The sequence below is a fragment of the Roseovarius amoyensis genome (genome assembly GCF_003260265.1).
Lineage (GTDB): Bacteria > Pseudomonadota > Alphaproteobacteria > Rhodobacterales > Rhodobacteraceae > Roseovarius > Roseovarius amoyensis.
In genome coordinates this window covers 1-23,755 of sequence record NZ_QITQ01000026.1, presented here as the reverse complement: position 1 = coordinate 23,755, position 23,755 = coordinate 1, and the positions used below count along the sequence as shown (strand labels likewise).

The following is a 23,755-nucleotide window of genomic DNA, read 5'->3' as shown; positions in this document are numbered from 1 at the left end:
TGATGAACAACCCGTTCAACCCGAACGCGCCGGCCAAGGTGTTCGATGAAATCGGGGTGTCTCTGGCCAGCCCCGAGCGTATTCTCAGCTGGTCTTACGGCGAGATCAAGAAGCCCGAGACCATCAACTATCGTACCTTCAAGCCCGAGCGCGACGGCCTGTTCTGCGCCCGCATCTTTGGGCCGATCAAGGATTACGAATGCCTCTGCGGCAAATACAAGCGGATGAAATACCGCGGTGTCGTGTGCGAGAAATGCGGTGTCGAGGTGACGCTGCAGAAGGTCCGGCGCGAGCGCATGGGCCATATCGAGCTTGCCGCGCCCTGCGCGCATATCTGGTTCCTGAAATCGCTGCCCTCGCGCATTGGCCTGATGCTCGACATGACGCTGCGTGATCTGGAACGCGTGCTCTATTTTGAAAACTACGTGGTCATCGAACCGGGCCTCACCGACCTCACCTACGGTCAGATGCTGACCGAAGAAGAGTTTATGGATGCCCAGGACGCCTATGGCATGGATGCCTTTACCGCCAATATCGGCGCCGAGGCGATCCGCGAGATGCTGGCGAACATCGACCTGGAATCCGAGGCCGAGCGCCTGCGCGCCGACCTGGCCGAGGCCACGGGCGAGCTGAAGCCCAAGAAGATCATCAAGCGGCTGAAGGTTGTCGAAAGCTTCCTTGAAAGCGGCAACCGCCCGGAATGGATGGTGATGACGGTCATTCCTGTCATCCCGCCCGAACTGCGCCCGCTGGTGCCGCTGGATGGCGGCCGGTTCGCCACTTCGGACCTCAACGATCTGTACCGCCGGGTGATCAACCGCAACAACCGTCTCAAGCGGCTGATCGAGCTGCGCGCGCCCGACATCATCGTGCGCAACGAAAAGCGGATGCTGCAGGAATCGGTCGATGCGCTCTTTGACAACGGCCGCCGCGGCCGGGTGATCACCGGGGCCAACAAGCGGCCGCTGAAATCGCTGTCGGACATGCTCAAGGGCAAGCAGGGCCGCTTCCGCCAGAACCTTCTGGGCAAGCGGGTCGACTTTTCGGGCCGTTCGGTCATCGTGACCGGCCCCGAACTCAAACTGCACCAGTGCGGCCTGCCCAAGAAGATGGCGCTCGAACTGTTCAAGCCGTTCATCTATTCTCGGCTCGAGGCCAAGGGCCTGTCGAGCACCGTGAAGCAAGCCAAGAAGCTGGTCGAGAAAGAGCGCCCCGAGGTCTGGGATATCCTGGACGAGGTGATCCGCGAACACCCCGTTATGCTGAACCGGGCACCGACGCTGCACCGTCTGGGCATCCAGGCGTTCGAGCCGGTGCTGGTCGAAGGCAAGGCGATCCAGCTGCACCCGCTGGTCTGTTCGGCCTTCAACGCCGACTTTGACGGCGACCAGATGGCGGTTCACGTTCCGCTCAGCCTCGAAGCCCAGCTAGAGGCGCGGGTGCTGATGATGTCCACCAACAACGTCCTCAGCCCGGCCAACGGCGCGCCCATCATCGTTCCCAGTCAGGACATGGTTCTGGGGCTCTACTATACCTCGATCATGCGCAACGGCATGAAGGGCGAAGGCATGGTCTTTGCCTCGATCGAAGAGGTGCAGCACGCGCTTGACGCGGGCGAGGTGCACCTGCACGCCAAGATCACCGCGCGCGTGCCGCAGGTCGACGACGAGGGCAACACCGTCATCAAGCGTTACGAGACGACGCCGGGCCGCGTGCGCATCGGTGCGCTGCTGCCGATGAACGTCAAGGCGCCCTTTGAACTGGTCAACCGCCTGCTGCGCAAGAAAGAGGTGCAGCAGGTCATCGACACCGTCTACCGCTACTGCGGCCAGAAGGAGAGCGTGATCTTCTGCGATCAGATCATGACCATGGGCTTCCGCGAAGCGTTCCGCGCCGGCATCAGCTTCGGCAAGGACGACATGGTCATCCCCGAGCAGAAATGGGAGATCGTCGAGGCCACCCGCGAACAGGTCAAGGGTTTCGAACAACAGTACATGGACGGCCTGATCACCCAAGGCGAAAAGTACAACAAGGTTGTCGACGCCTGGTCGAAATGCAACGATCAGGTGACCGAGGCGATGATGAACACCATCTCGGCCGAAAAGATCGGTGAAAACGGCGCCGTGATGGAACCCAACAGCGTCTACATGATGGCGCATTCGGGTGCTCGGGGCTCAGTCACACAGATGAAGCAGCTGGGCGGCATGCGCGGCCTGATGGCCAAGCCGAACGGCGACATCATCGAGACGCCGATCATCTCGAACTTCAAGGAAGGTCTGACCGTGCTGGAGTACTTCAACTCCACCCACGGGGCGCGGAAGGGTCTTTCGGACACCGCGCTCAAGACCGCGAACTCGGGTTACCTGACCCGTCGCCTGGTGGACGTGGCGCAGGACTGCATCGTGCGTGAGCACGATTGCGGCACTGACCGCGCGATCACCGCCGAGCCCGCCGTCAACGACGGCGAGGTCGTGGCGACCCTGGCCGAACGTGTCCTGGGCCGTGTCGCGGCCGAGGATATCGTTGATCCGGCCACGGGCGAGGTGCTGGTCACCGCCGGTGAGCTGATCGACGAACGCACGGCCGATATCATCGACGTGGCCGCGGTTCAGACCGCGCGCATCCGCAGCCCGCTGACCTGCGAGGCCGAGGATGGGGTCTGTGCCATGTGCTATGGCCGCGACCTGGCGCGCGGCACGATGGTCAATATCGGCGAGGCCGTGGGCATCATCGCGGCGCAGTCCATCGGCGAGCCGGGCACACAGCTGACGATGCGGACCTTCCACATCGGCGGCGTTGCACAGGGTGGTCAGCAGTCCTTCCTCGAAGCCAGCCAGGAAGGCACGATCGTCTTCGAGGGTGAGCAGACGCTGGAGAACTCCTCTGGCGAAACCCTGGTCATGGGCCGGAACATGAAACTGTCGATTGCCGGTGAGAACGGGGCGGAACTGGCCAGCCACAAGGTGGGTTACGGCACCAAGCTGTTCGTCAAGGCCGGTGACAAGGTCAAGCGCGGCGACAAGCTGTTCGAATGGGATCCCTACACCCTGCCGATCCTGGCCGAAAAGGGCGGTACGGCGAAGTTCGTCGATCTGGCCACCGGCGTTTCGGTGCGCGACGTGACCGACGATGCCACCGGCATGACCCAGAAGATCGTGACCGACTGGCGCGCCGCGCCCAAGGGGAACGAGCTCAAGCCTGAGATCCTGATCCTCGACGCCGATGGCGAGCCGGTGCGCAACGATGCCGGTAACCCGGTGACCTATCCGATGTCGGTCGACGCGATCCTGTCGATCGAGGAAGGTCAGGAGGTCGCAGCCGGCGACGTGGTCGCGCGCATTCCGCGTGAGGGTGCCAAGACCAAGGACATCACCGGTGGTCTGCCGCGTGTGGCCGAACTGTTCGAGGCGCGCCGTCCCAAGGACCACGCGATCATCGCCGAGATCGACGGTTACGTGCGTTACGGGCGCGACTACAAGAACAAGCGTCGCATCACCATCGAGCCCGCCGACGACACGTTGGAGCCGGTCGAATACATGGTGCCCAAGGGCAAGCACATCCCGGTTCAGGAAGGGGATTATGTGCAAAAGGGCGACTATATCATGGACGGCAACCCCGCGCCGCACGACATCCTGGCGATCATGGGGGTCGAGGCGCTGGCCGAATACATGATCGACGAGGTGCAGGAGGTCTATCGCCTGCAGGGCGTGAAGATCAACGACAAGCACATCGAGGTTATCGTTCGCCAGATGCTGCAGAAATGGGAGATCCTCGATAGTGGGGATACCACGCTGCTGAAGGGCGAACATGTCGACAAGATCGAGCTGCAAGAGGCCAACGAAAAGGCCGCTGCCCGCGGCAAGCGTCCGGCGCAGGGTCAGCCGATCCTGCTGGGCATCACCAAGGCCAGCCTGCAGACACGTTCGTTCATCTCGGCCGCGTCCTTCCAGGAAACCACGCGCGTGCTGACCGAGGCTGCGGTGCAGGGCAAGCGTGACAAGCTGGTCGGCCTCAAGGAAAACGTGATCGTCGGCCGTCTTATCCCGGCCGGTACCGGCGGGGCGACGATGAAGGTCCGCCAGATCGCGCAGACCCGCGACAACGTGGTCATTGAGGCCCGCCGCGAAGAGGCCGAAGCCGCCGCAGCACTTGCGGCGCCGGAAGAGCCGACAATCGACGACGTGGTCGGCGGGGACGAGTTCGACAACCTGATCGACACCCAGGAAAGCCGCGACGAGTAAGGCACGCTTTCAAGAAAAGACAGGGAAAGGCCCCGCCATCCGGCGGGGCCTTTTTTGCATGCTCCCTGTCGTTGTTGCGGCAACATATGGTAGTGGCTTGCCGACTAGCCACCGGAAATGGTACATATCGGCACCGCGTCAACTTCTTATGGAACAGGAGGAGGTTCCGATGCTTGGTTTCTTGTCGCGCCCTATGGTCCGCCTTGTTGACCGTTATCTTCCCGACCCGTTCGTGTTTGTGCTGGTTCTTACCCTTGTCGCCGGCCTTGCCGCCGTGCTGACCCAGGGGAGCGGCCCGCTTGAAGTCGTCACCATGTGGGGCGATGGCTTCTGGTCGCTGCTGTCCTTTTCGATGCAGATGCTGCTGGTGCTGGTCACGGGCTACATGATGGCCTCGACGCCGCTGGTGCGCCGCGGTCTTTCGGCCCTTGCCGGAATGGCGGGAAGCCCGGGCGGCGCAATCCTGCTGGTCAGCGTTGTCTCGCTTGCCGCGTCTTGGATCAACTGGGGTTTCGGCCTCGTCGTGGGCGCACTCTTTGCCCGTGAGCTGGCGCGCACCATTCGTGTCGATTATCGCCTGCTGGTGGCCTCGGCCTATTCGGGCTTCATCGTCTGGCATGGCGGGCTCGCCGGGTCTATCCCGCTTTCCATTGCGACCGAGGGGCACCCGTTCGTCGATGTAACCGGCATCGTGCCCACATCGCAGACGATCTTTTCGTTCTATAACCTCGCCATTGTCGTGGCACTCTTTATCGTCGTGCCGTTCGTGAACCGCGCGATGATGCCGAGCGAAAAAGATACGGTTCTTGTCGATCCCGCACTTCTGGCCAGGGACGACGATACGAAACCCCAATCCACCACCCCCGCCGAAAAGATGGAAAACAGCTATGTGCTGTCCATCCTCCTGGGGGTTGCAGGCCTTGTCTGGCTGATCCAGCATTTCGCCTCTGGCAGCGGCCTGTCGCTCAACGTCATCAACTTCCTGTTCCTGACGCTGGCGATCCTGCTGCACGGCAGCCCGCGAAACCTGCTCAACGCCCTCAACGAAGCGGTCAAGGGCGGCGCGGGGATCGTGATCCAGTTCCCCTTCTACGCGGGCATCATGGCGATCATGGTGAAATCGGGCCTTGCCGCCAGCATCTCCGAAGGGCTGGTTGGGCTGGCTTCATCCTACTCGCTGCCGTTCTGGACCTTCATCTCGGCCGGGATCGTCAACTTCTTCGTGCCTTCGGGTGGTGGTCAGTGGGCCGTGCAGGCCCCGGTGATCCTGCCCGCGGCAGAGGCTCTTGGCGCCGATCTCGCCCGCGCCTCCATGGCCGTCGCCTGGGGGGATGCCTGGACCAACATGGTACAGCCGTTCTGGGCGCTGCCGATCCTTGGCATTGCCGGCCTGCGGGCCAAGGACATCATGGGCTTTTGCATGGTGCACCTGATCCTGTCGGGCATCATCATCTCGATCGGCCTGACGTTCCTCTGACCGATTGCCTGGCTCGCACCCGCGGGCGCAGGAAAGCAAGAAAAAAGGCCCCGGTGACAAGCTGTCGCCGGGGCCGTTGTCATTTACCGGGAACCGGCCGAAAGCCTGTCAGCCTCACCCGCCCTGTCACCCCCAGGTCGGGTGGAACCGTCCGGCGGGCGACAGGGTGAATATCTCGGCGCCGTCCGCCGTTACCCCGATGGAATGCTCGAACTGCGCCGAAAGCGACTTGTCGCGGGTCACGGCGGTCCATTCATCGGCCAGCACCTTGGTTTCGGGGCGGCCAAGATTGACCATCGGCTCGATGGTAAAGAACATCCCTTCTTCCAGCACCGGGCCGGTGCCGGGGCGGCCATAATGCAGCACGTTGGGCGGTGCGTGAAAGACCCGCCCCAGCCCGTGACCGCAGAAATCGCGCACCACGCTCATCTTCTGTTCTTCGACATAGGTCTGGATGGCATGGCCGATATCGCCGAAAGTGTTGCCGGGACGAACCGCCTCGATCCCCTTCATCAGGCTGTCATGGGTCACCTGCATAAGCCTGACTGCATAGGGTTTGGGCGTGCCGGCCACGTACATCCGGCTGGTGTCGCCATACCAGCCATCGACGATCACGGTGACGTCGATGTTCAGGATGTCGCCGTCTTTCAGCGTGTCATCCGTGCGTGGGTGTGTATCGTTCTTCCATTTGGGAAGCTTGCTGCCGGGGATGCCGTGGCAGACGACATGGTTGACGCTGATACAGCTGGCGTGGCGATAGCCCTTATAGCCGATGGTGGCCGACTTTGCGCCAGCGTCGTTGACCATTTCCTCGATGATACGGTCAAGCTCTCCGGTGGTCTGGCCGGGGTGAATATGTTCGGCCATCGCATCGAGGATGCGCGCCGCCAGTTCCCCGGCCTTGTGCATGCCGGCAAAATCTTCTGTCTCGTGGATGCGGATACCGTCTCGTGTCTGACGTCCGCGGTGCTGCTCGTTCACGTCGCGCCCCAATAGCCGTTTCATCCCCCCTATTTAGGGAGAAACCGGCCTGAGGGCCAGAGGCGAGCGTCTATTCCAGTGGCAATCCGGCCCCGAGCGTGGCCCCCTGCGGTGCAATCCGGGTGCCGTAGGCCAATACCTCGACCCCGGCGGCGCGGGCGTCGGTGAATGCCTTTGCATACGCGGGGTCGATATCGGCGGCGACGGTCACCGATTGCGCATCGGTGCGCCCGACAAGATACAGAAGCACCGCCCGGTGCCCCTGTTGTGCCATCCGCGCCAGCGCGCCCAGGTGTCGCGCGCCGCGCGCGGTCACGCTGTCGGGAAACTCCGCCAGGCCGGGGGTGCGCGACAGCGTGACCGATTTCACCTCCAGATAGACATCGGGCAGCCCGGCGTGGCGCAGCAGAAAGTCGATGCGGCTTTTCCCGTCATAGCGTTGCTCCGGCAGGATGGTGTCATAGGCGGCGAATTCCGCGATCTCGCCGGCGATGAGCGCCTCTTTCACCAAACGGTTGGCGAGGCCCGTATCGACAGAGGTGAAATCGCCGCTTTCATGCTCGACCAGCCGCCAGCGCCATTTCAGCTTTTTGCGCGGGTCGGTGTTGGGCTCGACCCAGATACGGGTGCCGGGCGTCGCCAGCCCCATCATCGAGCCGGGGTTCGGGCAGTGCGCCACCGCCTCTGTTCCGTCGGGCAGTTGGATGTCGGCCAGGAAGCGTTTGTAGCGACGGATTAGGATGGCAGGTTCGAGCGGGGTTTGAAAGCGCATGAAACCCGGCCTATACCGACAGGGAGACCCGTTCAAGAAAGCCCGCACATGTCAAACCCCACCGCCGCCATGCTTGTCATCGGGGACGAAATCCTTTCCGGCCGAACCCGCGATTCCAACCTGCATTACCTGGCCAAGGCGCTGACCGGTCACGGCATCAACCTGCGCGAGGCCCGCGTTATTGCGGATGATCCCGACGCGATCGTCAACGCGGTGAGAGAGCTATCCGCCACCTATACCCATGTCTTTACCTCTGGCGGGATCGGCCCCACCCATGACGACATCACCGCCGATAACGTGGCGCGCGCCCTGGGCGCACCTATCGGCGTGCGCGATGATGCGCGCGCATTGCTCGAGGCCCATTATGCCCGCACCGGGCAGAAACTGAACGAAGCCCGCCTGCGCATGGCGCGCATTCCCGATGGGGCGGAACTGATCGACAACCCGATCAGCATCGCCCCCGGCTTCAGCCTGAAGAACGTGCATGTCATGGCCGGGGTGCCGGCGATCTTCGAGGCGATGCTGCAGGGCCTGCTGCCACGCCTGACGGGCGGCGCGCCGGTGCTGTCGCAATCCCTGACGGTGATGCGCCCCGAGGGTGATGTCGCCGCCCCGCTGCGCGACCTTGCGGCGCGTTATCCAGACCTGTCGATGGGGTCATACCCGTTTCAACGCGAGGGCGCATTTGGCACCCAACTGGTGATCCGCGGCAGCGATGCCGCCCGGCTGGACACGGCGATGGCCGAATTGAAGGACCTTGTTTCAGAATGACCCACGACATCACGATGCTCTATGACGCAATAGATGCCACCTGGGCACCCGCTTCGATGACACGGGTTGGCCCATGGACAATCCGCGAGGGGCGGGACGGGGGCAGTCGTGTTTCCGCGGCCACTGCCGCCGGCCCGGTGACAGAGGCTGACCTGCCGCAGGCCGAGGCGGCGATGCGCGGGCTGGGGCAGACGCCGCTGTTCATGATCCGGCAGGGTGACGCGGCGCTTGACGCGATGCTGGCGGAGCAGGGCTATGACCTGGTCGATCCGGTCAATCTCCGCCTGGGGCCGCTGCGCCCGCTGATGGAAGAGCCGATACCTCTGGCGCGGGTCTTTGCCGGGTGGGAGCCGTTGGCGATCCAGCGCGAGATCTGGGCGGCAGGCGGTATCGGGCCGGAACGGCTGGCCGTGATGGAACGGGTCGAGGTGCCGAAAAAATCGATGCTGGGCCGGGACGGGAATGCCCCGGCCGCCACCGCCTTTGTCGCGCTGCACAAAGGCGTTGCGATGATGCACGCGGTGGAAGTGGCGGTGAATTGCCGCCGCCGGGGGATGGCGGCGCTGATGTGCCGGCAGGCGGCGTTCTGGGCCGCCGAACGGGGCGGCACCCACTTGGCCGCGCTTTGTACGCAGGCGAATGAAGGGTCCAACGCGCTCTGCTCTTCCCTCGGGCTGGAGGTTGTGGGACAGTACCACTACCGCAAAGCCACGGAGGAAAACGCCAGATGACCCCAGCCCCCCAGCCCACCGCCCTAAACCTGCCTGCACTCGATCCGCTGCCGCCGGAGATGCAGAAATATTTCGATCTGTGCGACGAAAAGCTGGGGATGGTACCCAACGTGCTGCGGGCCTATGCCTTTGATCAGGCCAAGTTGGACGCCTTCACGGCGATGTACAACGACCTGATGCTGGGTGAAAGCGGGTTGTCCAAGCTGGAACGCGAGATGATCGCGGTGATGGTCTCGTCGATCAACCGCTGCTGGTATTGCCAGGTCGCCCATGGTGCCGCCGTGCGTCAGTTGTCGGGCAAGCCCGAACTGGGCGAGGCGATGGTGATGAACTGGCGCATGGCCGATCTGGACGCCCGCCAGCATGCAATGTTGGTCTTTGCCGAAAAGGTGGTCAAGGCCAGCGCCGAGGTGGAAGAGGCCGACCGCCAGGCGCTGCGCGACGCCGGTTTCACTGACCGTGACATCTGGGACATTGCGAGCGTCGTGGGATTCTTTTCGATGTCCAACCGGATGGCCAGCGCCACGGGCATGCGCCCGAACCCCGAATACCACGCTCAGGCGCGTTGAATCGGTGTCGGGGGGGCTGCGCGCGCTCTGCCTGCCTGTGGCCGTGCTGGCGGCATTCGCCGTGCCGGTGCGCGCGCTGGAACTGAACCTGCCCGGCGAGGCCGAACTCACCCGCGAAGAGATGCAGCCCGCCGACACCTATTTCCTGCCGGTGGGTCCATTTGCCGACGGCGTTCTGCCCGTGCAGGAGATCGAGGGCCAGATCACCCGGCAAGCGTGGCGCATCGTGAACGGTGAGGTCACGACGTTGCAACTGATCGCGCCTCTGCGCGAACAGCTTGCGGCGGCGGGCTATGACATCGTTTTTGACTGCGTGGCCGATCAATGCGGCGGCTTCGACTTTCGGTTCAGCACCGAGGTTCTGCCGGCGCCCGACATGCTGGTCGATCTGTTCGATTTCCGTTTTCTGGCGGCGCAGAGGCGCAACGGCAACGGCGCCGAATTCATTTCCTGCCTGGTCAGCGTGAGCGGCGGCGCCGGCTATGTCCAGCTGGTCGCCGCGGGGGCACAGACGGTGCCGGTTGTCGCCGCCACACCGGTCGCACCGCCCCCGCCAGGCGTGCCGGCAAGCGCGGTCGTGGCGCAGCTGGTTTCGCAAGGGCATGTCGTCCTGGGCGACCTGGATTTCGCCAGTGGCGCGGCGGCGCTGGGCCAGGGGCCTTATGTCTCACTTTCGGCGCTGGCGGCGTATCTTGCCGGGGGTGACACCCGCCGGATTGCGCTGGTCGGCCACACCGACGCGGTGGGCGGGCTGGACACCAACATGGCCCTGTCGCGCGAACGCGCAAGCGCCGTTCTGGAACGGTTGGTTCAGACGTATGGAGCCGATCGTGCGCAGATGGAGGCACACGGCGCGGGCTACCTGGCCCCCGTCGCCCCCAACACCACCCCGGCGGGGCGTGAGGCCAACCGCCGGGTCGAGGCAGTTCTGCTCAGCGGCGGCGGCGGATGACCGCAACCGGGAAACTGCGCCTGCTGGCCTGCCAGATCGACGTGCCCGCCATGACCTGCACCGCCGACCGCGACGCGCACCTGACGCGCACAACGCGGTTGGTGTCCGATGAGCTGGCCCGCGCGCCGGCCGACCTGGTGGTGCTGCCTGAGCTTTCCAGCATCGACTACGGCAGCGGGGCCTTTGCCCATCTCGATGCGCTGGCTGAACCCCTGAACGGGCCGTCGCTGGCGGCCTGGTCGGCGGTGGCGCGGACGCATGGGGTGCATGTGGTCTTTGGCTTTGCCCGGGCCGAAGGCGGGCGGCGTTTCATCAGCACCGCCGTGGCGGGACCGGATGGCGATTGCATCGGCGTTTATGACAAGCTGCACCTGTGCCAGTACGGCGCGGGGGTGGAAAAGGACTACTTTGCCGCTGGCGACCACCTGCTGACATTCGACGTAGCCGGGATCACCTGCGCGCCGATCATCTGCTACGACATCCGCATCCCTGAGTTGTCGCGCAGCCTGGCGTTGCGCCACCGGGTCGGGCTGATCCTGCATTGTGGCGCCTATTTCCGCGATGAGAGCTTTGCCACCTGGCATGATTTCATCACCGCGCGGGCGCTGGAGAACCAGTTATTCCTGCTCAGCCTCAACCGCGCCGGGCGCGACTATGGCGGATCGGCCTTTTGCCGGCCATGGATGGACGAAACCCGCCCGATGGAGCGGTTCGACGCCAGCCGCGAGGAACTGCGCCGGTTCGAGGTCTCGACCGATGAGATTCTCGCGGCGCGGGAAAGCTACAGCTTTCTGGCCGACCGGCTGCCCGACTACGACGCGTTGCCCTGCGACTGACGGTTGCGCGGCGGGATGACCTGCTGCACCATCCCCGCCAGCAGCAGGTAGAGGCTGGTTGCCACCAGCCCCCAATGCGCCCAGCTTTCGGGGTGGAAATCGACCCAGGCCGCCCAGCCGGCAAAGAACGTCCAGGCCATCGCCACAGGCAGCGACAACAGCCGCCAGCGCACCGTGCGCGCAGGGTGGATGAACTTGAGAGGCAGGAACATCGCCACCGCCATCGCCACCACCAGGATCAGGATCAGCCAAAAGCTGGGTTCGACCGCGAATAGCACCAGCACCAGCATGTTCCAGCAGCCGGGAAACCCGTGGAACGAGTTATCTTCGGTCTTCATCCGGTCGTCGGCGAAATAGACGGCGCTGGCATAGGTGATGACGATGATCGCGAACCAGCCGGTCCAGCCCGGCAACAGGCCCGACTTGAACAGCGCAAAAGCGGGGATGAAGACATAGGTCAGATAGTCGATGATCAGGTCGAGCAGAACGCCATCGATACGTGGGGCGTATTTCTTGACGTGATAGTGGCGCGCCAGCGGCCCGTCGATGCCGTCGACGGCAAACGCCACCACCAGCCACAGGAACATCAGGCTCCATTTCCCGTCGACAGCCGCCAGCATGGCCAGCATGGCCAGCACTGCCCCGGTGGCGGTGAAAAGGTGAACCAGCAAAGCCTTGGTCTGAGATGTCATGCTTTTGTCATGGCCGAATTCCCGGCACGGTTCAATCATGCTTTGGGGTGGGCGCGGCGATAGACCTCCATCAGGTGCACGGTATCGACAGCGGTATAGGCCTGCGTCGTCGACAGCGAGGCATGACCAAGCAGTTCCTGGATGGCGCGCAGGTCGCCGCCTGCATTCAGCAGGTGGGTGGCAAAGCTGTGGCGCATGGCGTGCGGAGTCACGCTGGCGGGCAGGCCCAGCCGGGTGCGTACCCCCGCCACCAGTTTCTGCACCGCGCGGGGGCCCAGCGCGCCACCGCGCACCCCGCGAAAGAGCGGCATCTGCGCGTCGTGCTCATATGGGCAGAGCCGGGCATATTCCGCCACCGCCGCGCGGGCCGGGGCGATCACCGGCACGATGCGTTCCTTGCCGCCCTTGCCGGTGATGCGCAGCACCTCGCCCAGCGGCAATTCGGCGCCGGTCAGGGACAGCGCCTCGGAAATTCGCAGACCGCAGCCATAAAGCAGCGTCACCACCGCCGCATCGCGGGCGGCGACCCAGGGGGTCTGGGATTCCAGTTCGCAATTATCGATCAGGTCGCGCGCCGCATCGACCGACAGCGGCCTTGGCAGCTTGCGTTCGAACCGGGGCGTGCGGGTGGCCAGAACGGCGGTGGCGTCAAAGCTCTGGCGCCGTGACAGCCAGCGATAAAAGCTTTTGACCGCCGACAGCCGCCGCGCCAGCGACCGTGCGCCCAGCCCCTCGGACCGGCAGGCGGCCATCCATGCGCGCATCTCGGGCACGCCGACGGTGGCGAGGCGGGTAAGGCCCTGTTCCTCGCCCCGGTGGCGGGTCATGAAGGCCAGGAAATGCGTCAGGTCGTGGCTGTAGGCCGCGATGGTGTTGGCCGAGGCGCCCTTCATGGCCTTTTGCGCGCTCAGCCAGTCCTGCAGCGCGGTTTGCGCTGCCGGCGAGATCATGACAACCAGCGCCGCATGGCCCGTTCAAAGACGCCCGCGAAAAAGGCCAGCAGGTCGGTGCCCTGTTGCGGGCTGAACTGGTGCGGATCCTCCGCCCCCATCGCCAGCATCCCGGGCAGGCGGCCGGGTCCGAAATCCAGCAGCAGGCAGGCCTCTGACCGGATATGCTGGGCCGCCGGGCCATAGATGCGCGCATCGCCCTCGGCCAGTTGGCGCAACGTGACCTGGCGCGCGCCGCCGCGCTGGCCCTGCGCCAGGTAGTCGTTCACGAAACCCGGCCCGGCAATGCCGAGCACGTCATCCAGCCGCTGCACCGCCGGCTCGTCGCCGTCCTGTGCCGATTCCAGCACCAGCCGCACGCTGTCCACGCGCAGGATATCGGCCACCTCGCCGCCCAGGTCGCGCAGGAACTGCTCGAACTCGACCGGGTCGAGCATGCGCAGGATCGCCCGATGCACCTGATTGGTGCCGGCAAGGTTTTCATAGGCCGCCGCGATGACGCTGCGGTGGGTATCTTCCAGCCGGGCAAGCCGCGCCTCCAGCCGTTCCATGGCGATGCCGCGCAGATCGACGATGTTGCCGCCCTTCGCCCGGTCGTTGGCAGCGATGAGCGCGCGCATCAGGTCGCGGTCTTCGAGAATCACGTCGGGCTGCGCGATGATCTTTTCACGCAGATTGTCGGTCATGGCCGGACGGCTGCTCATTCTTGCCTCGTGCTCTTTGTTTCTTTGCTTTTCCATCACTCTAGCAGAAGGTGCCCGGTTTTGCCGCAAAAATTTGCCCTAGAAGAAAGACGAGGGCGCCCCTGCGCCCCCGCCGGTGGTCAGAGGATTTTCTGCCCGGTCTTTTCCCAATCCTTCAGGAACGCCTCCAGCCCCTTGTCGGTCAGCGGGTGCTGGGCCATCTTGCGGATCACCTCGGGCGGGGCGGTCATGATGTCGGAACCGATGCGCGCGGCCTCGAAGGCGTGGTTCACGGTGCGGATCGAGGCGGCCAGGATTTCGGTTTCGAAATCGTAGTTGTCATAGATCTGGCGGATATCGGCGATCAGTTGCATCCCGTCCAGGTTGATGTCGTCCAGCCGGCCGATGAACGGGCTGATAAAGCTCGCCCCCGCCTTGGCCGCCAGCAGCGCCTGGTTGGCCGAAAAGCACAGCGTGACGTTGACGGTATGGCCCTCGGACGAAAGCTGCCGACAGGCCTTGAGCCCGTCCCAGGTCAGCGGCACCTTGACGGCGATGTTGGGTGCGATCTGGGCCAGCTTGCGACCCTCGGCCACCATCGCGTCGGCCTCCAGCGCGACCACCTCGGCGCTGACGGGGCCTTCGATCATCTCGGCGATCTCTTTCGTCACCTCGGTGATGTCGCGTCCCGATTTCATGATAAGCGACGGGTTCGTCGTTACTCCGTCGACCATGCCGAGGTCGTTCAGCTCGGCGATGGCAGCTACATCGGCGGTATCTACGAAAAACTTCATGGCATGGCCTCTCTGGCGTCTTGGGGTTTTTGCGCTTTGCGTTTACCTCATGGTGAACCCCGCCGAAACCCTTGAAAGGAGGGCTGCTTGGCCAATGCTCCGGGATTTTTCGCCGAAGGCGAGCTTGTCGGCGTCCTGACGGCGCAGCCGATCAACCGGGTGCTGGATTACCGCGCGCCCGAAGGCGGCTGCCTGGCCGGCGCCTTTGTCGAGGTGCCGCTGGGCCCGCGCAAGGTGCTGGGCGTGGTCTGGGGGCCGGGGAAGGGCGATTTCGACATCTCGAAGATCCGCCCGGTGATCCGGGTGCTGGACCTGGCGCCGATGCGCGAAGAGATGCAGGCCTTTCTGACCCGCGCGGGCGACTATACGCTGACGCCCATGTCGGCGATGCTGCGATTGGCCACCCGCGCGCCGGGGCTGGCCGACCCGCCATCCATGCGCAAGGTCTACCGCCCCGGCGATGATGCGCCGGATCGCATGACCGACGCCCGCCGCAGGGTGATGGAGGCGGCGGCGCGCTATGGCGGGCTGGGCGTCACCCTGCGCGAGCTGAGCGACGAGGCCGGGGTTTCGCCCTCGGTCGTCAAGGGGCTGGCCCAACACGGCGCCCTGCAAGAGGAAGACACCCCGCGCGACACCCCCTATCCGCGCCTCGACCCCGACCGCGCCGGCGTGGCGCTGACGGATGAACAGCGCGTCGCGGCGGATGCCTTGCGCGCGGCGGTGCGGACGGGCGGCTATGGCACCACGCTTTTGCGTGGCGTTACCGGATCAGGCAAGACCGAGGTCTATCTGGAGGCCGTGGCCGAAACCCTGGCGCGCGGGCGGCAGGCGCTGGTGCTGCTGCCCGAAATCGCGCTGACGGCCGAATTCCTGGCCCGGATCGAGGCGCGGTTCGGCGTGCGCACCCCCGAATGGCATTCCGGCGTCACCATGACCGAGCGTCGGCGGATCTGGAAGATGGCCGGGCAAGGCGGCTGCCAGGTGGTTGTCGGCGCGCGGTCGGCCCTGTTCCTGCCGTTCCGCGACCTTGGCCTGATCGTCGTGGATGAAGAGCACGACAATTCCTACAAGCAGGAGGAGGGCGTGCTGTACAACGCCCGCGACATGGCGGTGCTGCGCGCCAGCCTGTGCGGCGCGCAGGTGGTGCTGGCCTCGGCCACGCCCAGCCTGGAAAGCTGGGCCAACGCCGAGGCGGGGAAATACACCCGGCTGGACCTGTCAGCCCGTGTGGGCGCGGCGGTGCTGCCCGAGATGCGCGCCATCGACCTGCGGGCCGAAAAGCTGCCGGCGGGCAGGTGGATTTCGCCCAGCCTGCAACAGGCGGTGCAGGCGCGGCTGGCGGCGGGTGAGCAGGCGCTCTTGTTCCTCAATCGCCGGGGCTATGCGCCGGTCACCGTCTGCCGCGCCTGCGGGCATCAGATCGGCTGTGCGCACTGCGACGCGCGGATGGTCGAGCATCGGTTCCTGGGCCGGCTGATGTGCCACCAGTGCGGCGAGACCGCGCCGATGCCGCCGGCCTGTCCCGCCTGCGGGGTCGAGGGGCGGCTGGCGGCGGTGGGGCCCGGTGTCGAACGGCTGGCTGACGAGGCGGCAGAGCTGTTCCCCGATGCGCGGATTGCAACGCTGTCATCCGACCTGTTCGGGTCCGCCCGGGCGCTGAAGGAACAGATTGCCGACATCGCGGCGGGTGGCGCCGACATCATCATCGGCACCCAGCTGGTGGCCAAGGGGCACAACTTTCCCAACCTCACCCTGGTGGGGGTGATCGACGCCGATCTGGGGTTGCAGGGGTCCGACCTGCGCGCCGCCGAGCGCAGCTTTCAACTGATCCGGCAGGTTGCGGGCCGGGCCGGGCGGGGCGACAGGCCCGGCACGGCGCTGGTGCAGACCCACCAGCCCGAACACCCTGTTATCCGCGCGATCCTGTCGGGCGACGAGGAAGGGTTCTGGCGGGCCGAGGCCGGGGAACGCCGCCAGGCCGGCGTGCCCCCCTTCGGGCGCATGGCGGGGATCATCCTGTCCTCGACCGATCTGCAGGAGGCCTTTGATATCGGCAACCAGCTGGCGCGCAATGCCGGGCCGCTGACGGCCGTCGGCGCGCAGGTCTTCGGCCCCGCCCCGGCCCCCATCGCGCGGGTCCGCGGCCGCCACCGCGTGCGCCTGCTGGTCAAGGCGCCCAAGGGGGTGGCGCTGCAGGGTCCGATTTCCGAATGGATCGCGCCGGTGCGCGGCTCGCCCCGGTTCCGCCTGAGCGTCGATATCGACCCGCAAAGCTTTTTCTAGGCGGCAGGGTGTCCGGGCCTGTTTCGGGGTGCAGGTATTCGGGTGCGGGCGCGCACATGCAAACCCCTCGCCAAGCCCGGCGGATCGGCGTAAAGCGAAAACATGACACGCACATTGCCCCTGGCTGAGGCGCGCCACCTGCCGCGCTGGCGCCGCCCCATGGTGCTGCTGTTCCTTATGGCGGCGGCGATGCCGGTGGCCTTTGCCACATGGTCGGCCCTGCTCAACAACTTCGTGATCGATGTGGCGGGGTTCGATGGCTCGGATATCGGCTGGCTGCATACCGTGCGCGAAATCCCCGGTTTCCTGGCCATCGGCGTGATCGCGATCATCATCTTCGTGCGCGAACAGGTGCTGGGGCTCGTCTCGCTGACGCTGTTGGGGGTGGCCACGGCGATGACCGCCTGGTTTCCCACCCTGGGCGGTATCCTGACCATCACCATGCTCAGCTCGATCGGATTTCACTATTACGAAACGGTCAACCAGTCGCTGCAACTGCAATGGCTGAACAAGCTGCGTGCGCCCAAGATACTGGGTTGGCTGTTGGCGGCGGGGTCGGCGGCGACGCTGGTGGCCTATGGCCTGATCGTCGCGCTGTGGGAGCCACTGAACCTGACCTACAACATCGTCTACATGCTGGCGGGCGGGTTCACTGCGGCGGTGGCGCTGTTCTGCCTGATCGCTTATCCACAGTTCGAGGCGCCCAACCCGCAGGTCAAGCGGATGGTGCTGCGGCGGCGGTACTGGCTTTACTACCTGTTGCAGTTCATGGCCGGGGCGCGGCGGCAGATATTCGTCGTCTTCGCCGGGTTCATGATGGTCGAAAAGTTCGGATTTGCGGTGCACGAGGTCACGGCGCTGTTCCTGATCAACCTTGTTGCCAACATGATCTTTGCCCCGATGATGGGGCAGGCGGTCTATCGTTACGGCGAACGGGCGACGCTGCTTTTCGAATATGCCGGGCTGGTGATCGTCTTTCTGGCCTATGGCGGCATCTACTATTTCGGCTGGGGCGTGGTGCTGGCGGCGGGGCTATATGTGATCGACCACTTGTTCTTTGCCCTGGCGCTGGCGCTGAAGACCTATTTTCAAAAGATCGCCGATCCCGGCGACATCGCGCCCACCGCCGCCGTGGCCTTTACCATCAACCATATTGCAGCGGTGTTCCTGCCCGCCGGGTTGGGCTATCTGTGGCTGATCTCGCCGGGGGCGGTGTTCCTGCTGGCTGCGGGGATGGCGGGCACCTCGCTGTCGCTGGCGATGCTCATCCCGCGCCACCCGGAGCCCGGGCACGAGACAATCCTGACTCGCACGGCCCCCGCCCCGGCCGAATGACCTGAACGAAAGCCATAACATGCCGACCTTTACCGCATTGACGACCCTTGCCGGACAGGACGCCGCCGAACGGCTGGCCGAAGCGCTGGAGAACCTGACGCCCGAGCCCACCGGCGTCGGCAGCTTCGAGATCGAGGACGGCTCGGGTCTGTGGGAGGTTGGCGCCTATTTCGAGGCAAAACCTGACCGGGCAGGGCTGGCGCTGTTGGCGGCGATGCACGGTGCGGCCGATTTTGTGGTGTCGGAGCTGCCCGAAACCGATTGGGTCGCCAAGGTGCGGCGCGAACTGACGCCGGTCGAGGCGGGGCGTTTCTTTGTCTATGGCAGTCACGACGCCGACAAGGTGCCCGCAGATGCGGTTGCGCTGCTGATCGAGGCGTCGATGGCATTCGGCACCGGCCATCACGGCACCACACAGGGCTGTCTGCAGGCGCTTGACGGGCTGATCACGGATGGGCTGTTGGCCCGCAGCGTGCTTGACCTGGGGTGCGGTACGGCGGTGCTGGCGATGGCGGCGGCGCGTGCGTGGCCCGATGCAACGGTTCTGGCCAGCGATATCGACCTGGTTGCGGTCGAGGTGGCACAGGCCAACACGAAAGCGAACGGACTGAGCGGCCGGGTGAGATGTGTCGAGGCCGAAGGGATGGATCACCCAGCGCTGGCCGCCGCCGCGCCCTTTGATCTGGTCCTTGCGAATATCCTCAAGGGGCCGCTGATCATGCTTGCTCCGGCGGTCATGGATTCGCTCGAATCGGGCGGATTTGTGATTCTGTCCGGCATCCTGAATACCCAGGCGGACGAGGTGATCGACCGTTATTGCGGTTTGGGAAACAGTCTTTGCGACCGGCTGGTGATTGGTGATTGGACGACCTTGATTCTCCGGAAAGGCGACGGGAACCAAGCGGAATAACGGCCTATTTGCAGCTTTTTTCGGGGCATTTGCCCAAGTTCTGCCACAATCCAACCCTAGGAGTTCCACCATTCCTGTGGGGGAAAATTGGGTTTTTTTGGTGGTATCATGAATACGAATAACGAGGGGCTTTCTGCCGCACGGATTATCAGGTTCGGCCTTGAATTTGTCAGGTCGCTGGGGGCGCTAAACCGGTTGGAAGACCATGCCGGCGATGACGTGATCGTGCTGGCCTATGAACGCCCCGAACCGACAATCACAGTCAGGGGTTTTGCGGTTCTCGTCGCGGCATTCCTGGTTTTCAAGGGCGCGGTTATCGCGGATCTCGGTGCGGATGTTTACGAAGCCGCGCTGCTGAATCTGCAATACGGTGCCTGGGTCGAGCAGGCAGGCGCATTCATCATGTCCCCCGATCCGCTGTCGCAGGCGATCGCGGCCAGGTTGGCGCCGATGTTCTGATGGTACGGCGCCGGGTTCGGGCGCTAAAGATCTCTCTCAACGTGGAAAGCCCTGCGCCAGTGGTCCCGGCGCAGGGCTTTTTCGTATCAGGCGGGGCGGCCGGGGGCCGCCGGGGTCAGAATTTCAGCGCTTCGATATCGCTGCGGGTCAGACCGATATCTTCGAGTTCCCGGTCGCTGAGCGTGGACAGAATCTTGCGCGTGCGGCGCGCTTCGTTCCATGCCACCAGGCGGGAGAAAACCTTGAAAAGCCCGCCACGGATGCCGGCGGGGGATGCGGTGCGGGTGGTGTCCATGACAGCCATGACAGATTTCCTTTTCTTCGCCGGCTCATCTGCCGGCGGGTGTGATGCATTGACGCTCAGGTAGTCGGATGCGTCAGGCGCAACAAGTGCTGCGCCTGCATAGTCCCTATGCGAATCCTGCATGTCTGAGATTTCATTAAGTAGCTGATAAAAAACAATTTTTTATGCGGGTGTTCCGGGCTTTCCAAATTCGGTCCGATAGCGACCTGCCGGGCGTCGAAAGCGACGCACCGATTCCCAAACGCGCATTCCGCTTGGCCTTTGTTCCCGTTTCGTGCTAAGGCTTGGAAAACACAAGAGCGGGCAGCGAAACATGCGGGTCGTGGGCATTGATCCCGGGTTGAGAAATCTCGGGTGGGGCGTGATCGACGCCGAGGGCAGCCGTCTGGCCCATATCGCCAACGGCATCTGTCACTCAGAAGGGGATGACCTTGCCGTGCGGCTGCTGTCACTGCACCGGCAATTGAGCGAGATCATCGCGCACCATGCCCCCGATACCGCCGCAGTCGAACAGACCTTTGTCAACAAGGATGGCGCCGGGACGCTGAAGCTGGGCCAGGCGCGGGGCATCGCGATGCTGGTGCCGGCGCAGTTCGGGCTGATGGTCGGCGAATACGCCCCCAACACGGTGAAAAAGACGGTGGTCGGCGTGGGCCACGCGCAAAAGGGGCAGGTCGCGCACATGGTGCGGATGCAGCTGCCGGGGGTCGAGATCGTGGGCCCCGACGCCGCCGATGCGCTGGCGATCGCCATCTGCCATGCCCACCACGCCCGCACCCCCGCCATGCTGCGAGAGGTCGGGACATGATCGGTCGCATCGCCGGGCGGCTGGATTACGCGACGTCCGATCACGTTCTGGTCGACGTGCGCGGGGTCGGGTACCTGGTCTATTGCTCGGAACGCACGCTGCGCGCCCTGCCGCCGGTGGGCGAGGCGGTGGCGCTTTATACCGATCTGCTGGTGCGCGAGGACCTGCTTCAGCTTTACGGCTTTCTCACCCTGACGGAAAAGGAATGGCACCGCCTGTTGATGAGCGTGCAGGGCGTGGGCGCCAAGGCGTCGCTGGCAATCCTGGGCGCGCTGGGGCCCGAGGGCGTGGGCCGCGCCATCGCGCTGGGCGACTGGAACGCAGTCAAGGCGGCCAAGGGCATCGGCCCCAAGACCGCGCAGCGGGTGGTCAACGAGTTGAAGGACAAGGCGGCAGAGGTGATGGCGATGGCCAAGGTTCCCGCCGGCCCCGCCCCCGTGGCCGATGACGGCGAGGTCATCGAAACCCCGGTCACGCCGGCACCGGCCCCGGTTTCCGCCGGACCCGGCGCGCAGGCCGAGGCCCTGTCGGCGCTGACCAACCTGGGCTATGCCCCGGGCGAGGCCGCGGGCGCCATCGCCCAAGTTGCAGGCGACGCACCGGACGCGGACACGGCGGAGCTGATCCGCCTGTCGCTGAGACTGCTGGCGCCGAAGGGGTAGAGAGATGGCATCGCTTTTCATCCCTCGTATTCCGCAATGCCTCGGGGTGCTTCGATGACCGGCCCTGACCCAACATTGCGCCCCGATCCGCTGCCCGAGGATGTGGACCGCAGCCTGCGGCCGCAGGCGCTGGACGATTTCATCGGCCAGGCAGAGGCCAAGGCCAACCTGCGCATCTTCATCGCCTCGGCCCGCAGCCGTGGCGAAGCGATGGATCACACGCTGTTTCATGGCCCCCCCGGACTGGGCAAGACGACGCTGGCCCAGATCATGGCGCGCGAGCTGGGCGTTGGTTTTCGCATGACATCGGGGCCGGTGCTGGCGCGCGCCGGCGACCTGGCCGCGATCCTGACCAATCTCGAGGCGCGCGATGTGCTTTTCATCGACGAGATCCACCGCCTGAACCCGGCAGTGGAAGAGGTGCTTTACCCGGCGCTGGAGGATTTCGAACTGGACCTCGTCATCGGCGAGGGGCCGGCGGCGCGCACCGTGCGGATTGAGCTGCAGCCCTTTACGCTGGTGGGGGCGACAACCCGGCTGGGGTTGTTGACCACGCCGCTGCGCGACCGCTTTGGCATCCCTACGCGGCTGCAATTCTATACCGAGGACGAGCTGCACGAGATCGTCACCCGCAACGCCGCGCGGCTGGGCGTTCCGACCGAGGACGAGGGCGCGAGAGAGATCTCCCGCCGGTCACGGGGCACGCCGCGGATCGCCGGGCGGCTGCTGCGCCGGGTGGTCGATTTCGCCGTGGTCGAGGGCGGCGGGCGCATCAGCCGGGCGTTGGCCGATGATGCGCTGACCCGGCTGGGGGTGGATGCGCTGGGCCTTGATGGTGCTGACAGGAGGTATTTGCGGCTGATTGCCGAGGCCTATCAGGGCGGGCCGGTGGGCATCGAAACGCTGAGCGCGGCGCTGTCGGAAAGCCGCGACGCGCTGGAAGAGGTGATCGAGCCGTTCCTGCTGCAACAGGGCCTTATCCAGCGCACGCCGCGCGGGCGGATGCTGGCGCAGCGGGGCTGGCACCACCTGGGGCTGGATGCCCCCCGACCCAAGGGGCATAACGACCTGTTCGGCAAGTGAAATCGCCCGTTCCGGGCGATGCCTTCGGCGAGGATATTTGAAAACAGAAGAAGCCTGCAGGGATTGCAGAACGCGGCCCCTGCGCCTAATCGGGGGCCATGGCCGAGACGATGACACCCGATGATGTAGCTGCGCTGTTCACGCGCGAGGATGGCTCATATCTGTTTGCCCGGTGGGGGCGGCCGATCGCGCCGGTGGTTTTTGGCGTCGATGACCGCACGCTGGAAACGGTCAAGGGCGCGATCGAGGCGGTGGTTACGCTCGCCGGGCACCAGATGGCCGAGACCGACCCGGAGCTGGGCGCCAACCTGATGATGTTCTTTGTCCGTGACTGGGACGAATTGGCCGGCGTGCCCGACCTGGACCGGCTGATCGAGGGGCTGGGCCCATTGCTGGACCGGCTGAAGGCGGCGAAGGCCAACCAATACCGGGCGTTCCGCTTTGATGCCGACTGGGCGATCCGGGCGGCGTTCGTCTTTTTGCGTATGGATGCAGGGCTGAGCGCGCTGCCGGCGGATACCCTGGCGTTGGACCAGGCGGTGCGGACGGTGCTGTTGTGGTCTGACACTGCCTTTGCCGGGGCTTCGCCGCTGGCGCGGGTGCCCGATGGCGGGCGGGTGATCCTGCGCCCCGAGATCGCTGATGTGATCCGGGCGGGGTATGACCCGGTGATGCCGGCGGTGGCTGATGATTCCAGTCATGCGTTGCGCCTCGCGGCGCGGCTGGGCCGGGGGTGACGGGGCGGTGCGTGCGTTCGTGGCCATCCCAGTGCCCGAGGCCGCGGTGCCGGGCCTGGCCGATGTGCAGGGCGCGCTGGAGGTCGGTCGCCTCGTGCCGCCCGAAAACTGGCACCTGACGCTGGCCTTTCTGGGCGACGTTTCGGGCGAGACGCTGGAGCATCTCGACGAGGCGCTGCGCGGCCTGGCCATTGCGCCTTTTGAGATGCACGTCAGGGGCGTAGACCTGTTCGGTGGCCGCCGGCCCGTGCTGATCCATGCAGCGGTCGAACGCAGCGAGCCGCTGATTCGGTTGCGCGACAAGGTGCGTGCGGCAGTACGGGGCGCGGGGATAGACCTGCCCCGCGAACGGTTTCGCCCGCATGTGACGCTGGCGCGGTTCCCGGCACGGATGAGCGCGCTGGAAACGCAGCGCATCGCCGGGGTGCTGGAGGGCTGGGGCGGTTTCGATGCCGGCACGGTGCCGGTCGGGCATTTCAGCCTTTACCGCTCTCACCTGCATCCCGGCGGTGTAGTGTACGAGGTGCTGGCCGAGTATCCCCTCGGCCAGCATTATAGCGAGTTGCGATCTTTACGATTCAGGATTTCCATGAAGCTTGATCTGTGATTCTCTGTCTGCAGGGCAGATATGGGGGTTTGAGATGGGTAAACCGCATCCTATGGCACTTCGGGAGCGCGTTGTCGCTTTTGTGGAGGAAGGGCATTCACACCGGGCTGCTGCC

23 protein-coding genes are annotated in these 23,755 nt (G+C 65.0%); 16 read left to right on the top strand and 7 right to left on the bottom strand.

Features of this window, described 5'->3' with window-relative positions:
• Positions 1 to 2 precede the first annotated feature (2 nt).
• Positions 3 to 4,241, top strand: coding sequence for a DNA-directed RNA polymerase subunit beta' (gene rpoC, locus DL899_RS16355; protein ID WP_420820994.1), 4,239 nt, complete (start codon positions 3 to 5; stop codon positions 4,239 to 4,241).
• Positions 4,242 to 4,410: 169 nt separating this feature from the next.
• Entirely contained in the window at positions 4,411 to 5,718 is a 1,308-nt protein-coding gene (locus DL899_RS16350) for a short-chain fatty acid transporter (RefSeq protein ID WP_111735440.1), read from the top strand.
• 126 nt (positions 5,719 to 5,844) lie between these two features.
• Here DL899_RS16350 and map read toward each other — a convergent pair whose 3' ends face one another.
• Positions 5,845 to 6,723, bottom strand: coding sequence for a type I methionyl aminopeptidase (gene map / locus DL899_RS16345; RefSeq protein WP_111735423.1), 879 nt, complete (start codon positions 6,721 to 6,723; stop codon positions 5,845 to 5,847).
• Between the two features lie 46 nt (positions 6,724 to 6,769).
• A complete protein-coding gene (gene sfsA / locus DL899_RS16340; RefSeq protein WP_111735422.1) occupies positions 6,770 to 7,471 on the bottom strand; it encodes a DNA/RNA nuclease SfsA in 702 nt (233 codons plus the stop codon).
• A gap of 48 nt (positions 7,472 to 7,519) precedes the next feature.
• On the opposite strand from sfsA, the gene DL899_RS16335 reads away from it, so the two are divergent.
• Genes DL899_RS16335 through DL899_RS16315 form a run of 5 tightly spaced genes read left to right on the top strand, consistent with a single transcriptional unit; the run spans position 7,520 to position 11,330 of the window.
• Positions 7,520 to 8,242: a competence/damage-inducible protein A gene (locus DL899_RS16335; protein WP_111735421.1), complete on the top strand. Its 723-nt coding sequence runs from the start codon at positions 7,520 to 7,522 to the stop codon at positions 8,240 to 8,242.
• Entirely contained in the window at positions 8,239 to 8,973 is a 735-nt protein-coding gene (locus DL899_RS16330; RefSeq protein ID WP_111735420.1) for a GNAT family N-acetyltransferase, read from the top strand. The genes DL899_RS16335 and DL899_RS16330 overlap by 4 nt, the downstream gene beginning before the upstream one ends.
• A complete protein-coding gene (locus tag DL899_RS16325) occupies positions 8,970 to 9,542 on the top strand; it encodes a peroxidase-related enzyme (RefSeq protein ID WP_111735419.1) in 573 nt (190 codons plus the stop codon). Before DL899_RS16330 ends, DL899_RS16325 begins: the two co-directional genes overlap by 4 nt.
• Before the next feature lie 4 nt (positions 9,543 to 9,546).
• Positions 9,547 to 10,494, top strand: a complete 948-nt coding sequence (locus tag DL899_RS16320; protein ID WP_239494738.1) for an OmpA family protein — start codon at positions 9,547 to 9,549, stop codon at positions 10,492 to 10,494.
• On the top strand, positions 10,491 to 11,330 hold the full coding sequence (locus DL899_RS16315) for a carbon-nitrogen hydrolase family protein (RefSeq protein ID WP_239494737.1): 840 nt from the start codon (positions 10,491 to 10,493) through the stop codon (positions 11,328 to 11,330). Before DL899_RS16320 ends, DL899_RS16315 begins: the two co-directional genes overlap by 4 nt.
• Here DL899_RS16315 and DL899_RS16310 read toward each other — a convergent pair.
• The 4 genes from DL899_RS16310 to fsa all read right to left on the bottom strand — a co-directional run bounded on the left by DL899_RS16310 (position 11,306) and on the right by fsa (position 14,449).
• Complete coding sequence (locus tag DL899_RS16310) at positions 11,306 to 12,022, bottom strand: CDP-alcohol phosphatidyltransferase family protein (RefSeq protein ID WP_111735437.1); 717 nt, start codon at positions 12,020 to 12,022, stop codon at positions 11,306 to 11,308. The two genes, DL899_RS16315 and DL899_RS16310, sit on opposite strands and share 25 nt — an antisense overlap.
• 35 nt (positions 12,023 to 12,057) lie before the next feature.
• Entirely contained in the window at positions 12,058 to 12,972 is a 915-nt protein-coding gene (locus DL899_RS16305; RefSeq protein ID WP_111735418.1) for a tyrosine recombinase XerC, read from the bottom strand.
• Positions 12,969 to 13,676, bottom strand: a complete 708-nt coding sequence (locus tag DL899_RS16300) for a DUF484 family protein (protein WP_111735436.1) — start codon at positions 13,674 to 13,676, stop codon at positions 12,969 to 12,971. The genes DL899_RS16305 and DL899_RS16300 overlap by 4 nt, the downstream gene beginning before the upstream one ends.
• Before the next feature lie 119 nt (positions 13,677 to 13,795).
• Positions 13,796 to 14,449: a fructose-6-phosphate aldolase gene (fsa, locus tag DL899_RS16295; protein ID WP_111735417.1), complete on the bottom strand. Its 654-nt coding sequence runs from the start codon at positions 14,447 to 14,449 to the stop codon at positions 13,796 to 13,798.
• An 87-nt stretch (positions 14,450 to 14,536) separates the two neighbouring features.
• Between fsa and DL899_RS16290 the strand changes: the two genes are divergently transcribed.
• The 4 genes from DL899_RS16290 to DL899_RS16275 all read left to right on the top strand — a co-directional run bounded on the left by DL899_RS16290 (position 14,537) and on the right by DL899_RS16275 (position 19,439).
• Positions 14,537 to 16,735, top strand: coding sequence for a primosomal protein N' (locus DL899_RS16290; RefSeq protein ID WP_111735416.1), 2,199 nt, complete (start codon positions 14,537 to 14,539; stop codon positions 16,733 to 16,735).
• 102 nt (positions 16,736 to 16,837) lie between these two features.
• Positions 16,838 to 18,070, top strand: coding sequence for an MFS transporter (locus tag DL899_RS16285; protein WP_111735415.1), 1,233 nt, complete (start codon positions 16,838 to 16,840; stop codon positions 18,068 to 18,070).
• Positions 18,071 to 18,089: 19 nt separating this feature from the next.
• Complete coding sequence (locus tag DL899_RS16280; protein ID WP_111735414.1) at positions 18,090 to 18,980, top strand: 50S ribosomal protein L11 methyltransferase; 891 nt, start codon at positions 18,090 to 18,092, stop codon at positions 18,978 to 18,980.
• Positions 18,981 to 19,088: 108 nt separating this feature from the next.
• Entirely contained in the window at positions 19,089 to 19,439 is a 351-nt protein-coding gene (locus DL899_RS16275; RefSeq protein WP_111735413.1) for a hypothetical protein, read from the top strand.
• Between the two features lie 115 nt (positions 19,440 to 19,554).
• Here the strand turns inward: DL899_RS16275 and DL899_RS16270 are convergent, their stop codons facing one another.
• On the bottom strand, positions 19,555 to 19,743 hold the full coding sequence (locus DL899_RS16270; protein ID WP_111735412.1) for a DUF1127 domain-containing protein: 189 nt from the start codon (positions 19,741 to 19,743) through the stop codon (positions 19,555 to 19,557).
• Between the two features lie 313 nt (positions 19,744 to 20,056).
• Here DL899_RS16270 and ruvC point away from each other — a divergent pair, with 313 nt between their 5' ends.
• The 5 genes from ruvC to thpR all read left to right on the top strand — a co-directional run bounded on the left by ruvC (position 20,057) and on the right by thpR (position 23,640).
• Positions 20,057 to 20,551, top strand: coding sequence for a crossover junction endodeoxyribonuclease RuvC (gene ruvC / locus DL899_RS16265; protein WP_111735411.1), 495 nt, complete (start codon positions 20,057 to 20,059; stop codon positions 20,549 to 20,551).
• Positions 20,548 to 21,213, top strand: coding sequence for a Holliday junction branch migration protein RuvA (gene ruvA, locus DL899_RS16260; RefSeq protein ID WP_111735410.1), 666 nt, complete (start codon positions 20,548 to 20,550; stop codon positions 21,211 to 21,213). The genes ruvC and ruvA overlap by 4 nt, the downstream gene beginning before the upstream one ends.
• A gap of 54 nt (positions 21,214 to 21,267) precedes the next feature.
• Positions 21,268 to 22,296: a Holliday junction branch migration DNA helicase RuvB gene (gene ruvB / locus DL899_RS16255; RefSeq protein WP_111735409.1), complete on the top strand. Its 1,029-nt coding sequence runs from the start codon at positions 21,268 to 21,270 to the stop codon at positions 22,294 to 22,296.
• A gap of 110 nt (positions 22,297 to 22,406) precedes the next feature.
• Positions 22,407 to 23,033 carry a hypothetical protein gene (locus DL899_RS16250; protein WP_111735435.1) on the top strand — a complete coding sequence of 209 codons (627 nt, stop codon included), beginning with the start codon at positions 22,407 to 22,409 and terminating at the stop codon, positions 23,031 to 23,033.
• The gene (gene thpR, locus DL899_RS16245) at positions 22,984 to 23,640 is read left to right on the top strand and encodes an RNA 2',3'-cyclic phosphodiesterase (protein ID WP_111735408.1); all 657 of its coding nucleotides are present in this window, start codon (positions 22,984 to 22,986) and stop codon (positions 23,638 to 23,640) included. Before DL899_RS16250 ends, thpR begins: the two co-directional genes overlap by 50 nt.
• The last annotated feature ends 115 nt before the right edge of the window (positions 23,641 to 23,755 follow it).